General features: G+C 44.2%; 12 protein-coding genes. 8 read left to right on the plus strand and 4 right to left on the minus strand.

Annotation, left to right across the window (positions count from 1 at the left end):
* Nucleotides 1–59: 59 nt before the first annotated feature.
* The 4 genes from BJP34_RS27840 to BJP34_RS37690 form a co-directional block, all read right to left on the minus strand.
* Nucleotides 60–1,376 (minus strand): recombinase family protein, encoded by a 1,317-nt coding sequence (locus tag BJP34_RS27840; RefSeq protein WP_070395146.1) that lies wholly within the window; start codon nt 1,374–1,376, stop codon nt 60–62.
* Between the two features lie 28 nt (nt 1,377–1,404).
* Complete coding sequence (locus tag BJP34_RS27845; protein ID WP_070395147.1) at nt 1,405–1,782, minus strand: VOC family protein; 378 nt, start codon at nt 1,780–1,782, stop codon at nt 1,405–1,407.
* 396 nt (nt 1,783–2,178) lie between these two features.
* Nucleotides 2,179–3,663 (minus strand): Ig-like domain-containing protein, encoded by a 1,485-nt coding sequence (locus BJP34_RS27850; protein ID WP_070395148.1) that lies wholly within the window; start codon nt 3,661–3,663, stop codon nt 2,179–2,181.
* Nucleotides 3,664–4,444: 781 nt separating this feature from the next.
* Nucleotides 4,445–4,627 carry a hypothetical protein gene (locus BJP34_RS37690; protein WP_083305378.1) on the minus strand — a complete coding sequence of 61 codons (183 nt, stop codon included), beginning with the start codon at nt 4,625–4,627 and terminating at the stop codon, nt 4,445–4,447.
* A 115-nt stretch (nt 4,628–4,742) separates the two neighbouring features.
* Between BJP34_RS37690 and BJP34_RS27855 the strand changes: the two genes are divergently transcribed.
* From BJP34_RS27855 to BJP34_RS27890, 8 genes are all read left to right on the plus strand, one after another.
* On the plus strand, nt 4,743–6,029 hold the full coding sequence (locus BJP34_RS27855; protein WP_229424059.1) for a transposase: 1,287 nt from the start codon (nt 4,743–4,745) through the stop codon (nt 6,027–6,029).
* Nucleotides 6,030–7,215: 1,186 nt separating this feature from the next.
* A complete protein-coding gene (locus BJP34_RS27860) occupies nt 7,216–7,716 on the plus strand; it encodes a DUF2231 domain-containing protein (protein WP_070395149.1) in 501 nt (166 codons plus the stop codon).
* The gene (locus BJP34_RS27865; protein ID WP_070395150.1) at nt 7,713–8,318 is read left to right on the plus strand and encodes a DUF2231 domain-containing protein; all 606 of its coding nucleotides are present in this window, start codon (nt 7,713–7,715) and stop codon (nt 8,316–8,318) included. The genes BJP34_RS27860 and BJP34_RS27865 overlap by 4 nt, the downstream gene beginning before the upstream one ends.
* A gap of 8 nt (nt 8,319–8,326) precedes the next feature.
* Nucleotides 8,327–9,268: a cytochrome c oxidase subunit II gene (locus tag BJP34_RS27870; RefSeq protein WP_070395151.1), complete on the plus strand. Its 942-nt coding sequence runs from the start codon at nt 8,327–8,329 to the stop codon at nt 9,266–9,268.
* Entirely contained in the window at nt 9,265–10,953 is a 1,689-nt protein-coding gene (gene ctaD, locus BJP34_RS27875; RefSeq protein ID WP_070395152.1) for a cytochrome c oxidase subunit I, read from the plus strand. Before BJP34_RS27870 ends, ctaD begins: the two co-directional genes overlap by 4 nt.
* Nucleotides 10,940–11,575: a cytochrome c oxidase subunit 3 gene (locus BJP34_RS27880; protein ID WP_070395153.1), complete on the plus strand. Its 636-nt coding sequence runs from the start codon at nt 10,940–10,942 to the stop codon at nt 11,573–11,575. Before ctaD ends, BJP34_RS27880 begins: the two co-directional genes overlap by 14 nt.
* 384 nt (nt 11,576–11,959) lie before the next feature.
* On the plus strand, nt 11,960–12,583 hold the full coding sequence (locus BJP34_RS27885; RefSeq protein WP_229424060.1) for a hypothetical protein: 624 nt from the start codon (nt 11,960–11,962) through the stop codon (nt 12,581–12,583).
* A 5-nt stretch (nt 12,584–12,588) separates the two neighbouring features.
* The gene (locus BJP34_RS27890; RefSeq protein WP_070395155.1) at nt 12,589–13,803 is read left to right on the plus strand and encodes a DNA adenine methylase; all 1,215 of its coding nucleotides are present in this window, start codon (nt 12,589–12,591) and stop codon (nt 13,801–13,803) included.
* Nucleotides 13,804–13,904 lie beyond the last annotated feature (101 nt).

The following is a 13,904-nucleotide window of genomic DNA, read 5'->3' on the forward strand; positions in this document are numbered from 1 at the left end:
GATAGCTGATAGCTGATAGCTGATAGCTGATAGCTGATAGCTGATAGCTGATAGCTTACCTAGAAAATAAACACAAGTTGCAGCTGCCATTCTTTTACCTGACGCAGGATTTCAATTTTTTGAATAAACTCCCGAAAGTAAAACCTACGCTCTGATTCTGATAAATCAATCCAGAATTGAGGAATGGATACTGTCTTAGCGATCGCTTTTAAATTCACTGGGGGCAAAGCAGCTAGCTGCTGCTGCAATTGGGAAATTTCTGTCCGTAGTTTGTATGCTCGTAAATCAGCAGTTTCTTGATCAAGCACCCCACTAGAGGTTAACAGGGTTAGCTGCTCTAAATTATCTTTTTTTTGAGTAATTTTACCCTGAAGGGATTCCTTAAGCCCATCCAAGCTGGGAGCATTCATAGCAGCAACAGCACGGGGTAATTCCTGACAGATCAGTTGAATGGTCTGCTCCAAAACCTGTTCATAACTAATAGCACGACATTTGGGATGCTTAGGACAATTGATCGGACGTAGGTAGAGATATTGTTTGTTTTTACGATATTGAGTAACACTGACAACGGTCATCCCCGACTGGCATTCCTGACAAACCACCAACCCTGCTAAAGAACGGGGAGCACTGGCGGTGCGAGGAGGTAATTGTCGGTTGCGCCTGAGCAGTCGGTCAATTTGTGCCGCTTCTTCCCGATTCAAAATGGCGCTATGGGTATCGGAAATAACCTCACCATTTTTTTGATAGCCAAGGTCTCCCCGATAGACTGGATTTGTCAGCCAACGACGCCCGGTAGTCACGGAAATCCGTTTACCATATTTTTGCTCTAAATACCGTACTGCACCCCGCAAGGAACCATAAAGCAGAAACTGTTCAAAAAAATCCTTAACCACCGGTGCAGTACTGCGGTCAATTAGATAGCGGTCTTTGCCCCGCCGATAGCCATAGGGGGCTTTTCCTGGTGGGGGTAAGGCTTTGAGGCGATTACGAGCGTGCCCTTGCCGAAGGCGGCGGCTGTTGACTTCCTGCTGGATTTCGTGTATTAGTTTCAGTAAACTAGCGCGAATCCCAGTGTAGTTGGTAGCATCCGTTAGCTGAGCAGAATTGTAAGATTGCTCTGTGGCAATCAAGCAAACACCAAGGGTTTCAATTTGGGTAATGCGATCGCTAATTTCAGCTAAACACTCTCCGAGTTCTTCCAGACGACGAATTAGCAAGTAATCAGGGGGTTGAGCTTGGCAATCCGCAACTAACTGCTGCCACTCTTGACGTCCTCCCAAATCTAGATAGACCTGATCCACCTCCAAACCCCAAACTGCTGGGTCAGGCACTGGGTCAAGTAGGGGATTGCTGTACAGGTAGGCAATGGTTTTCATCTATTTTCCCGAGCCCTACCTTAAACCCCTAAGTGGTCATCTGACTAATCTGACTAATTTCAATAATATTACCATCTGGATCTCGGGTAAACAATGCCGCACGACCAGATGAGCTCAATTGAATCGGGTAACCATGAGCTTGTAGAGATTCCTTCGCTTCATCTAAATTTACTACGCTAAAGGCAATGTGGGGATTACGACCCCATTTTTCAGGATTTTTTAGCTCAACTTTAGCATTACTATTAACCATCAAGTGAATTTGGAATTGACCAACTTGGTACCAAGCACCAGGAAATCTCAGCTCTCGTTCAACTTTAGATAATCCCAAAATATTACCGTAAAAATGCTCTGCCTTTTCCAAATCAGAAACTAAAACAGCAACATGAAGACACTGATTAATTTCCATAGTCTTTTAAGTTAAAGTTACACGTTATAGGTTACGCTATCAGCTATCAGCTATCAGCTATCAGCTATCAGCTATCAGCTATCAGCTATCAGCTATCAGCTATCAGCTATCAGCTATCAGCTATCAGCTATCAGCTATCAGTTATCAGCTATCAGCTATCAGTTATCAGCTATCAGCTATCAGCTATCAGCTATCAGCTTTTAAATAAGCGATGCAGCGCGGTCTTGGGGGAAACCCCCATGAGCGACTGCATCAAGACAACAAGTAAGCATTTTTTTTATCTTTGTTACATCAGCTGTTCGCGTAGCGTTGGCCTTTAGCCCACGGCTGACGGCTGAATGCTGAATGCTGACGGCTGAACGCGCAAGCGTGCGCGTAGCGCATATGCAAACCCCTTCAAGGTAGCCAACGAGCATTAAATCCAGTTAGGAGTGGTTCCGCTTCCAGCTTCACTGGAGTATCTGAAGATGTATCATCCACTAAAGGTAATAGCCAGAGTCTAGCATTGGCAATTATTTGTCCTTCATCAGTGATCAAACCTTCCTCAGATGACTGTTCAGGGACTATTTGATCAAAGAGTATACCTAAGTCATCTGGGGACAAACTCATATGAACTTCCTGTTGCTCCGGTAAAACTATCAAGCGCTTTAAGGTATACTCATTCTTGTCATTAGGTTTAAGGCTAATCGCTGCTAGGAAAGGTTCTTCTTTGAATTCTTCCCCAACAATGAGTTGGCTGAGCAGACAATAGAGAATCTGGTTTTGCGCTGAGAATTCACAACTATGGACAGAACCAGTGGTGCGCAGTATCTCTTGCTCAGAGCCCTGGTTTTTGACTAAAAATAGCGATCGCGTATAGTCAGAATTAAACTTCACCATCACTGCTGCTGAACCATCCTTAGCAAAGTTTATAACCATGCCAAACTTTGGTAAAAAGTCTAGGGGTTGAGCATTTGGTGTCAAGGGTAAAATGCCCACTCCCTGACCTTGAGCCATCGCGATGGCGTTGCTATCAGGAGTAATTAGAAAATCTCCTCCTGGTTCATGGTCTAATGGTCTCGGTTTGGCACCAGGTTGTATGGTCCACAGCCCAAATTCCGAAGGATTACTCCGACTGACCCGCTGTACCACAATCGTTTTACCATCAGCAGACAAATCAAACTTCAGATTCTGGTAGTCTTTGCTATCGAGAACCTGCTCAACTTTACCCGCAGAGTCTGACGATACGGTCGCTTGAGCTGGGGCACGAGTAGATATGCCGGTGGTCACAGTATATAATTTTGCGGAGAGCAAGTCCTGTTCTTGATTCTGACTTCTAACACCAGAAAAAAGAATTCGGCTGCCATCAGGATAGAACTTAAAGTCCATAACCAGCAAATCTGGAGGCGTCAAGATAGTTTTTTGTTGGCGAGTGAGATTATAGAAAATTAATCGCCCCTGTTCTTCTGCTTTAACACCCACATAGGCAAAGGCTCGGTCACGGGTACGGAAGGATGCCTTAAACGGTTCCATGGCAGTCTTATTGCCAGGCTTAGCGAATTGGTCTACTGCCCCAGTGAGTTGGAATTGATACTCGGTGCCATAGGGTAAAGGGAGCAGCGGAGTATAAGCCATTTTACGTCCAGCCCAGCTAATTTTGCCCGGGATGGGTGGAACAATGTTCAGATTCGCTTCTACACTAGTCTGATCCATAGGACGGCTGAAGGTTAGGATAAACGCTTTATCCTCCGCACCGACTTGTTTATCTTGCCACGTAAATTCCCGTACCCTGGGCGCAGTGCGATCGCCAGTCCACAGTAATATACCAATCAGTAGACTCAGTATAACTATGACTACCCCAGCAGTACGGTCAATGGGTTGAAGAAAAGTTTGAATCTTCACGGTTTCAGTTGCTACTGATAGTTTAATCCCTTGAACTCTTCTAGCTCAGTCATTGATTTCTATGAGGGGCTTTACCCCCAATTTTATTTACCAAACGTATCATAGATTTGTTGCCTAAGCCCTGACTAACTAATCAGTATAGCCAATCTGTCAGTATAGCCAATCTGTCATCGCCTCAAGCCAATACCCCAGTATTAGTCAGTCCAATCCTCACTAACAGGGTAATTGACCCAAAAAATCGGATATAAGTTCAAAAAATTCGAATTTTGAGACTTATCGCATTTTCTAGTCAAAGTAGAAAAACGAAAGTGCGTTCGCTTTTAGCGGAAGCTGAGGCCTTTGGCCAATCGCTAATTTTATCAGAGGATTAAACTCTGATTAATTGCAAATTAAATAAAAACTTGATTTATTCTGACTCGAAGCTCCTGACTCGAAGCTCCTGACTCGAAGCTCCTGACTCGAAGCTCCTGACTCCTGGATAACGTTGCTTATGTCGAAATCACCTTGGCACGATATCGACTGAAAACCATAAGTAAAATTACTCAACAGTTCTAGGCTATAGTTTCCAGATCCAATCCCCTTCAATTTATCAAGAAGGGAGTTTGTTCGCGTAGCGTGGCCTTTGGCCAGGGAAAAGAATACCCCATCCCTCTTTCAGGGCTTAAAGTTACCGTAAGAATAGGGTCGCCTTAATAATAAAGTTTTAACCCTTTTTCTCATAGCCGACCAACCATAAAGGCGACCCTATTCTAAGGTTTCGTCTCCGGGTATGAATTTTCCCTCAATCAGGCAAAGTCCCAGTTCTTCCTAGGAACTCTAAGTATTCAGAAAGGCTTAACCCCGAACAAGCGGCCAAACGTTTCAATCCCTGCCAACCAGTTTCAGTAGCCTTGATACTGTAACTCTTCTTTGCTTCCTCGTGTAATCTGGGTCTTCCTACTTTTCTTTTAATTTGTTCAGACATTTCCTTGACACTATAGTTTTGGGGGTCTATAATTAGATTAGCACTAAAATAGGTCGAACAGATGCAACTAGGATACTCTTACAAACTCAAGCCCAATCAGCAACAGAAATCTAAAATGAACAGATGGTTGGATATGCTGAGATTACAGTATAATTACCTGTTGAGAGACAGAAATGATTCTTACGATCAAGCAAAAACTCCCAGGTTAGGCAATTACTGTGAATTAAAAAGTGGTGGGGAAGCGTGTCCATTGACCTGTTCAGTGAGTAAAAATTACTCTATAGGCTACCCTTGGAAGAAAAGTCATAAAAATCCAAGACGAAGTGCTTACGAAGCTCAAAGTTCCAGTCTGCCCATACTCAAGAAAGAAAGACCTTGGTATAAATCGATTCATTCAACTGTTTTACAACAGACCCTAAGACAGTTGGATGTCGCATTTGCTAAATTCTTCAAAGGAGAAACTGGATATCCAAAACCAAAAAGAAGGTCACGATTTAGAAGCTTCAAATACGCTCCTGGTCAGGTGAAGCTTAATGGAAACAAAATATACCTCCCAGGAATTGGATGGATGGGTTTTTATAACTCCCGTCCTATACCTGAGGGTTTTACCCTGAAGTCAGTCACTGTTCGCAGAAAAGCTCGTGGGTGGTTCGTAAGTCTTCAAATCGAAGATAAATCGGTTCCACCTACTCCAGTAAAAGATAATACCGAAATTGACCCTCTGAGAGTCAAAGGCTGCGATCTAGGTATCAATAAGTTAATAAGCCTATCTAATGGAAAAACAATAGCTAATCCGGCTAAACAAAAATCCTTTAGACGCAGGGAAAGGCGTTTGAAGTTGAGGCAGAAAGCTGCTAGCAGGAAGAATAAGGGGTCTAGGAATAGAGGGAAGTCTTATGAAGCGGTTGCTTCGCTTCATGAGCGGATAACAAATAATCGTAGTGCCTACCATTGGGGTATTGCCAATCAATTAGTTGACGGAACAGATGCTTTAGTATTTGAAGACCTCAATATTAAAGCAATGAAATCTCGGTGTAAACCTAGACCCAATGAAAGTGGTAGCTACGATTCGGCAAAGCCGACGTTTTACGAACGCAATGGGCAGTCGGCAAAAAAAGGTTTAAATAGGTCAATATCTAATGCAGCTTGGGGAGAATTGGTTAAAAAAGTAGAAGTCGTGGCTGCAAAGTCAGGCATACCAGTAGTCAAGGTAAATCCCAAGCACACGTCTGTTGAATGCCCAAAATGTCATCACGTCAGCAAAAGTAACAGAAAAAAAGAAAAGTTTGTCTGTACCAACTGTGGTCACTATGACGATGCTGACATTAATGGGGCAATAAACATCAAGTTGCGGGGTCTCAAAAAACTGGGAATTGACCCATTAGACGCGCGCCTTAGATAGGGTCGCCTTAATTACAAATTTTTAACCAAAGGTGCGCTTTCCGGAGACAAAACCTGTTTATTAGGGCAGCCTTAAAACAATAACCATTACCCTTTGACTCATAGCCTGCCGACTATAAAGGCTGCCCTATTCTTGCGGTAACTTCTAACCGTAGGCGAATTAAATTCGCCACGGGTCTTGAAGTTACCGTAAGTGTAGTGGAGCCTTAATACAATAGTTTTAACCATGCATCCTCATAGCCAGTCCCCTGTAAAGGCGACCCTCTACTTACGGTAACTTCAAACCACTATCTTACGGTAACTTTAAACTCAGCTACCTCCGGTGCGGGGGAAAGTCACGCCCATGGAGATAACAGCAACATAGTTGTTGTGCCTGGGAATCCCCACCCTCTTACAGGGTGGGGAGGTTCAAACAGTTAATACTTTATCTAGCGGTTATAATAGTAATTAGGGATACATTTTTTTTGACCTATTCCCTATTCCAAATTCACCTACTACCTACTCCCTGTTTCCTGTTCCGGGAGCTAAATTCACCTTTGCTATAACAATACAAATCGTCAAAGTCAGATAAGACAAATTGTAAACCTTTTTGGCTTTGTAATAAATCTTAAAACTTTCTGAAAAATCTACTAATACTAAGGGTTAGCTGGCTATAGTAAAACCAGGTGATATATCTAAAGTCAGGTATCGCTATCCTTGCTCTATATAGTTGCTATATCTACTAACTGGAGCTAGCTGCTTGCTTTGTAAACCCTGTAATTGGAGTCAATTAATTTGACACAGTTAGTTGTTTGCTGAAAAATTAGCGGTCACTAACTATATATCTGCTCAAGTCTAAGTCAATACTCATTAAATGAGTATTTTTATCTAGGCAAATAAACTAATTAGGAGAATTACAGTGATTTTTTGGAAAGGAATAAAGCCCCAACAATTTTATGTTATTTTCTTGCTGATCAGCCTGAATATAATTGTTTTTATGGCTCTAATGTCAAAGATGCCTAATAATTTTATACTAGCGTTTTAGTAATTATAAAATTATTACTATTAATTTAGTAGTATTATGAACAATTCGGTAGTGGTAACGATGTAGTGATTTTGCTACGGTAAGCGTCAATGTTTCGGGGGTTAAAGTCACTACTAGTCTACCACTACCAACAATTCCTCATTGAAACCTCATTGAGAACAATATGCTAGAGTATCTCCCCCCACTCAACGATCACAACTTGCCATATCCCGATACAATTCATCCGATCGTGGTTCATTTTGTGATTGCCATGGTATTGTTTGCCGTCTTTTGTGACGCTGTCGGCTACTTTAGCCGTAATTATCGCCTGTATGAGGTAAGTTGGTGGAATTTATTTTTTGCGACTATTTCTATCTTTATTGCTGTTATTTTTGGGCAAATTGAAGCCGGATTAGCAGAGCCTTACACAGCAGCAGAGGGAACATTGAACCTGCATACGCTGATTGGCTGGTCTCTATCTGGCATCATTGCAGCGGTGACAGCATGGCGCTACATTATTCGTTCTCGCAATCCCAAAGAGTTACCCATCCCTTTTTTGGGAGTGGGGGCGTTGTTAGTAGGGTTAGTATTTGTCCAGGTCTACCTGGGTGACTTACTCGTTTGGGTCTATGGATTACATACTGTTCCGGTAGTAGAAGGGACTAGGGAGGGCTTGTTGCAATGAGTTCAAACCTAATTGACCAACTGGGGAGCCAATTGGGAGCCAATGGCTTGCCTTACCCGATTCCGATTCATCCCAATCTGGTACATCTAACCCTTGGTTTATTTATCGTGGCCATCGGCTTTGATATTGTTGGGGTCTTGTTTCCCCTGGAAAAACCAGTCTTTAAGATACTGGCAATTCCTGCCACAAGATCCAATTTTTTTGATGTCGGCTGGTACAACATGCTGGCAGCAGCAGTGGTTACTTTCTTCACCGTTGCAGCCGGTTTCTATGAAATCATGCTGGCAGACCCACCCACAGAGGTTAGAAGTGCCTGGGGATTACAGGCCATGGAAACCATGCTTTGGCATGGAGTTGGCGGAGTCTTGCTGCTGCTGCTGATTGTAGCAATGACAGTATGGCGCGGATTTCAGCGATTTGTTTGGAATAAGGATAGGGCCAGACAAGTACAATGGACCTATTTGTTAGCGGGACTAGGGATTTTTGCACTGATGTTTGTTCACGGTACCCTGGGAGCGCAACTGGCGGCAGATTTTGGCCTACACATTAGCGCCGATCGCCTGTTGAGACTGGGAGAAGATCCAAACTTACTGTTGAAATAAATAAGCTCATGAATATTCGCAGGATTTTGACCTTGGTTGTCGTTGCGATCGCATTAGCCGGGATTAGTCTGTGGATGGGTCAACAGGCTTACTCTTGGTTTCCTCCCCAAGCTTCAGCTGAATCCCTGCTAGTTGACGATTTATTCAGTTTCCTTGTGACACTGGGAACCTTTATTTTCTTAGGAGTAGTAGGAACCCTAACCTATTCAGTCTTGTTTCAGCAAGCAGGCAAGTATGACTTAAGCGATGGTCCAGCAATTGAAGGAAACATCACCCTGGAAATCGTCTGGACAGCGATTCCCTTAGCCTTAGTAATTTGGATTGCAGCCTACAGCTACCAGGTCTACGACCAGATGTCGATTCTCGGTCCGATGGAGCATGTTCATCTAGAAATGGCAACCGCTGAGGCTGCACCCATCGAGCCAAGCACTCACTCACAAATGCTTGAGAGGCGCGAACCAATAGAGCGCATCGAAGTCTTGTCTCGTCAGTGGGCGTGGGAATTTCGCTATCCGGAGCAGAGTATCAGCAGCACAGAACTTCATTTACCCAACAACCATCGCATCAAGCTTACCCTGAAATCAGAGGATGTGATACATGGGTTTTATATTCCCGCCTTTCGAGTCAAGCAGGATATTATCCCAAATCAGGCGATCGAGTTTGAATTTACTCCCATTCGCGAAGGCAACTATCGGTTGCGGGATTCTGAATACAGTGGGACTTACTTTGCAGCAATGCAGGCGGATGTGGTAGTAGAGTCCCCGGAATCCTATCAGCAGTGGCTTGCTCAAGCAGCGGTTCAACCACCCGCAGCAGCCTACAATCCAGCCTTCGAGGAATATCGTCGAGCCTCTGAAACAGCAATTAGTGCAGGCTGGAAAACGGTGGTTCCAGCTGCGCCTCCTATGGTGAATTACTCCGGTTCAAATGTGCCAAATAAAGAGTTATGACCAATCTTTCTTCGGTTGACGCGATCGCTTCCTTGGGCAACCAGCCCTCGCCCGGTGCCCCTGAAGACTGGAAACGCTTTTTCAGCTTCAGCACCGATCACAAAGTGATTGGGATTCAGTATATTGTCACCTCTTTTTTCTTTTTTCTGATTGGTGGAATCTTTGCCATGATCGTCCGGGGTGAACTGATTACCCCAGAAGCCGATCTGGTTGATCGCACCGTCTACAATGCTATGTTTACCCTCCACGGAACAGTAATGCTGTTCTTGTGGACTTTTCCAGTGTTAGCCGGGCTGGCCAATTACCTAGTACCCCTGATGATTGGGGCACGGGATATGGCATTTCCCCGGCTGAATGCCCTGGCCTTCTGGATGGTGCCCGTCTTTGGGATTGTCCTGATGGGAAGCTTTTTAGCTCCAGGAGGCCCAGCCCAGGCAGGTTGGTGGTCTTATCCACCCGTGAGCCTGCAAAACCCTACTGGTGCTTTGATTAACGGTCAATTTCTCTGGCTACTAGCCGTGGCGCTTTCGGGAGTATCCTCTATTCTAGGAGCTGTCAATATCGTAACCACGATTATTCGGATGCGATCGCCCGGAATGACCTTCTTCCGAATGCCTGTATTTGTCTGGGCTGTACTCAGTGCCCAGATTATTCAATTATTTGGCTTACCTGCCCTGACTGCTGGAGCCATCATGCTGTTGTTTGATTTAACCCTAGGCACCAGCTTTTTTGACCCTGCCAAAGGGGGCGATCCCATTCTGTTCCAGCACTTTTTCTGGTTCTACTCTCACCCAGCCGTTTACGTAATTATCCTGCCGATTTTTGGCATTTTTTCAGAAATATTCCCAGTTTACGCCCGCAAGCCCCTTTTTGGTTACAAAGTAGTTGCTATTTCATCCCTAATTATTGTTGGGTTGAGCGCTATAGTCTGGGTGCATCACATGTTTGCTAGCGGCACCCCCGGATGGATGCGGATGCTGTTTATGTTCTCCACAATGTTGATTTCCGTGCCAACTGGCATCAAAGTCTTTGCTTGGGTAGCAACCATTTGGGGAGGTAAACTCAGACTCACCAGCGCCATGCTTTTCGGACTAGGTGGCTTGGTGATGTTCGTATTTGCGGGCATTACTGGCATTATGTTAGCAGCCGTTCCAGTAGATATTCACGTCAACAACACCTATTTCGTTGTTGGTCACTTTCACTACGTTATCTATGGCGCAACAGTTATGGGGATTTATGCCGCCTTCTACCATTGGTTCCCCAAAATGACAGGGCGCATGTATAATGAAGGGTTGGGAAAACTGCACTTTGCCCTGACCTTTATCGGAGCCAATCTCAATTTCTTCCCCATGCACCCATTAGGACTGCAAGGCATGCCCCGCCGAGTTGCGTCCTACGATCCCGAATTTGCCTTTTGGAATGTGGTTGCTAGCATTGGAGCGTTCCTGTTGGGCATGTCTACTTTGCCCTTTATCCTCAATATGGTCGGTTCCTGGGTACAAGGAGAAAAAGCACCAGCCAATCCCTGGCGGGCGATCGGGATAGAATGGCTTGTCTCCTCCCCGCCCACTCACGAGAACTTTGAACAGTTGCCTGTGGTGGTTGCCGAACCCTATGGCTATGGCAAATCTGAACCTTTGGTTTCTAACCCTGATGCGCTAGAAGTTATTCATGAACCCAACTGAAATCGATCCATCACTCACCTCTGGTGTAATACCCAGTCAGACCCATACCTCTGATGGGACGGCAGAACATAGCCATGATGAAGCAGGCAACAGCATGTTTGGCTTCATCATTTTCTTGCTTTCGGAAAGTGTTATCTTCCTGAGCTTCTTTGCTGGATACATTGTTTACAAGACTACCACAGCCGACTGGCTCCCTGCCGGTGTCACAGGGCTAGAGATCAAAGAGCCAGCTATTAATACTGTAGTGCTGGTGTCTAGTAGTTTCGTAATTTATATTGCCGAACGATATCTCCATGTCAACAATCTGTGGGGCTTTCGGGCATTTTGGCTCCTGACCATGGCAATGGGGAGCTACTTTTTATATGGTCAGGCAGTGGAATGGGGCAGTCTCCCCTTTGGATTTACCGATGGGGTATTTGGCGGCACCTTTTATTTGCTTACCGGGTTTCATGGTTTGCACGTGCTGACAGGAGTCTTGCTGCAATTGATTATGCTGGGACGCTCCTTCATTCCCGGTAACTACGACAACGGTGAGTTTGGGGTTGCTGCCACTTCCCTGTTCTGGCATTTTGTCGATGTGATCTGGATTATTTTGTTTGTGCTGATTTACATCTGGCAGTAGCCTTATTCCTAGGTTGGGTGAGCAGGAGCGTAACCCAACCAGGTAAGGCTTTCGTCACGTTTAGTGAGATTTCCTAGAAAAAAATGCTCTATGAAACTGACATCATCCAATGGGTTGAACAACAAGTTTCCCTGATCAAAGCACAACGGTATAATTAGTAGTTAGCCCTCAAAAAAAATTCTCAAAAAAGTTGTAATATAGAAGGATGTGAATAACAGAGAAACGGAATATCTAAAGACTTTCCTTGCACCTATCAAGAAGTGCAAGACCTACAGACCCAAGTTCGGGCAGGGTAACAGCGATAAGGGGCTATCCCTGAGTGGATTCAAGACGCTTTACGGTTCAGACCCTTTCTACGCATGGGTAGGTCTTGACACCGATCTGATGTACGCTGCACATCGTGCAGCAGGTGGAATGACTTCCGTATATCGGCAAATCGGCATTGGGTGTGAACGTCTATTCCGTGCAGTTTTGGTAGATACAACTGGTTACACAGACCCCGTTTATGCAACGTGGTCTTACACAGCAAAGACTCGCTCTGGGAAAGATAAAAAGCTATCCCTTGACGGCAGACTTGAACTTTCTGAAGTTAAGAATCAAACGATTCTCAACAACGTCAAGCAATGGATTAAAGACTACTGTTCTGACTTAGGTGAAGTTACGGAACCCACTAACGGGATCGTTTTTGAAGTGCGTCAGGGTTACAAAAGCAAAGACTCCAAGCGTCAGAATGCCGACATTGATAATGCTGTAGTAGCATGGGCAAACGATTATCTTCCTGTATTCGCAATCTTTTCTTCACAGATTGATTCTGACATTGTACTGAGATACCGGAATAACCGTTGCGGTATTCTTATTGGTACAACGAATAGCAACAATAAAGAGTCTCTGTATGCCTTCTGTGACCAGGTTCTTGGGTATGACTTAGCAGACTTTTTCAACCGTAATAGCACAGAGATTAAACAAGAAATCCATGATGTCCTGGAAACGTTATTGAGGGCTGAGTAATCGATATGACGGTTAAGCAACGTTCGGATTACACCTTCAAATACAACAAGAAACTTGGTAGACATGGATGGTTGCGGCTAACCCCCGCTTATTCCGTCAAGCTAGTAGAAGAAATTATTGATAACATCCCTGAAAATGCTTTCATCCTTGACCCGTTTTCAGGAACAGCAACAACTGGTATTGTGGCGGCTGAACATGGTTTTTATTCACACTGTTTTGATATAAACCCCTTCTTGATATGGTTAGGTAATGCTAAATGCCGTAACTACACAAAAACGGAACTTAAAAAGCTACAAATAGGGGTTAAAAAAGCGCTGATAGAATCCAAATATTATCTTAAGAAAGATAACTGGTTGCCAAAAATACATAACATTACAAGGTGGTGGTCCGTAGATACATTAAAAATTATAGCTGCACTTCGTCAGGTGCTTGTTAACGAGTTTGGCGAACCGAAAGACAACAATGTTTCTTCTCTGGCATGGATTTCTTTTTGCCGGTTGGTTATTGAAACATCTTCCGCAGCATTCAATCATGTGTCCATGTCATTTCACGATCAAGTGACAACCTTTGAGGTAGAACAGATTGAATCTCTGTATTTAGAAATCTTGGATGCGATCGTTGAAAGTGCCAGTGAAGCACTTCCCGGTTCCGCATCGGTTCACTCCGTAGATTCACGGGAACCTGTTTCTATTGAAGAAGTGAAGTATTCCCACGTTGTTACCTCCCCACCTTACCCAAACCGGATCAGCTATATTCGAGAACTTCGTCCTTATATGTACTGGACAAAGTTTCTTGATACTGCCCGTGAAGCTGGTGAACTTGATTGGAAAGCGATCGGAGGCACATGGGGAATTGCTACCAGCAGACTTCAGAACTGGCAATCAAACAGTATTGAATTGCCGGAACTTATAAGGCTAGTAGTTTCCGAAATCCTTGAGACTGAAGAAAAGAATACCTTGTTGATGGCCAATTATGTCTATAAGTATTTTCATGATATGCACTTACATTTTCATAATCTAAAAAGTATACTGAATAAAGGTGCTGTACTGTCGTATATTGTGGGCAATTCTAGTTTCTACGGTGTTCAGGTACACACGGAAAAACTACTTGAAGATTCGCTAAATTACCTTGGGTTCACAAACGTGGGTAGCAAGGCGATCAGGAAACGTAACAGTAAGAAGGAACTGTTTGAATACTGCGTTTATGCCACATGGAAGTAAAATAAAAAAAAGTTCATTATCCTGTTACATCTGGCAGTAGCGTTATTCTTAGGTTGGGTGAGCAGGAGCGTAACCCAAGCAGGTAACGCTTTCGTCACGTT

The sequence above is a fragment of the Moorena producens PAL-8-15-08-1 genome (genome assembly GCF_001767235.1).
Taxonomy (GTDB): domain Bacteria; phylum Cyanobacteriota; class Cyanobacteriia; order Cyanobacteriales; family Coleofasciculaceae; genus Moorena; species Moorena producens_A.

What these genes read in the sequence shown, in the direction of transcription:
- BJP34_RS27840 (WP_070395146.1), bottom strand. Translation starts at nt 1,376, where the DNA reads ATGAAAACCATTGCCTACCTGTACAGCAATCCCCTACTTGACCCAGTG.
- BJP34_RS27845 (WP_070395147.1), bottom strand. Translation starts at nt 1,782, where the DNA reads ATGGAAATTAATCAGTGTCTTCATGTTGCTGTTTTAGTTTCTGATTTG.
- BJP34_RS37690 (WP_083305378.1), bottom strand. Translation starts at nt 4,627, where the DNA reads ATGTCTGAACAAATTAAAAGAAAAGTAGGAAGACCCAGATTACACGAG.
- BJP34_RS27855 (WP_229424059.1), top strand. Translation starts at nt 4,743, where the DNA reads ATGAACAGATGGTTGGATATGCTGAGATTACAGTATAATTACCTGTTG.
- BJP34_RS27860 (WP_070395149.1), top strand. Translation starts at nt 7,216, where the DNA reads ATGCTAGAGTATCTCCCCCCACTCAACGATCACAACTTGCCATATCCC.
- BJP34_RS27865 (WP_070395150.1), top strand. Translation starts at nt 7,713, where the DNA reads ATGAGTTCAAACCTAATTGACCAACTGGGGAGCCAATTGGGAGCCAAT.
- BJP34_RS27870 (WP_070395151.1), top strand. Translation starts at nt 8,327, where the DNA reads ATGAATATTCGCAGGATTTTGACCTTGGTTGTCGTTGCGATCGCATTA.
- ctaD (WP_070395152.1), top strand. Translation starts at nt 9,265, where the DNA reads ATGACCAATCTTTCTTCGGTTGACGCGATCGCTTCCTTGGGCAACCAG.
- BJP34_RS27880 (WP_070395153.1), top strand. Translation starts at nt 10,940, where the DNA reads ATGAACCCAACTGAAATCGATCCATCACTCACCTCTGGTGTAATACCC.
- BJP34_RS27885 (WP_229424060.1), top strand. Translation starts at nt 11,960, where the DNA reads ATGTACGCTGCACATCGTGCAGCAGGTGGAATGACTTCCGTATATCGG.
- BJP34_RS27890 (WP_070395155.1), top strand. Translation starts at nt 12,589, where the DNA reads ATGACGGTTAAGCAACGTTCGGATTACACCTTCAAATACAACAAGAAA.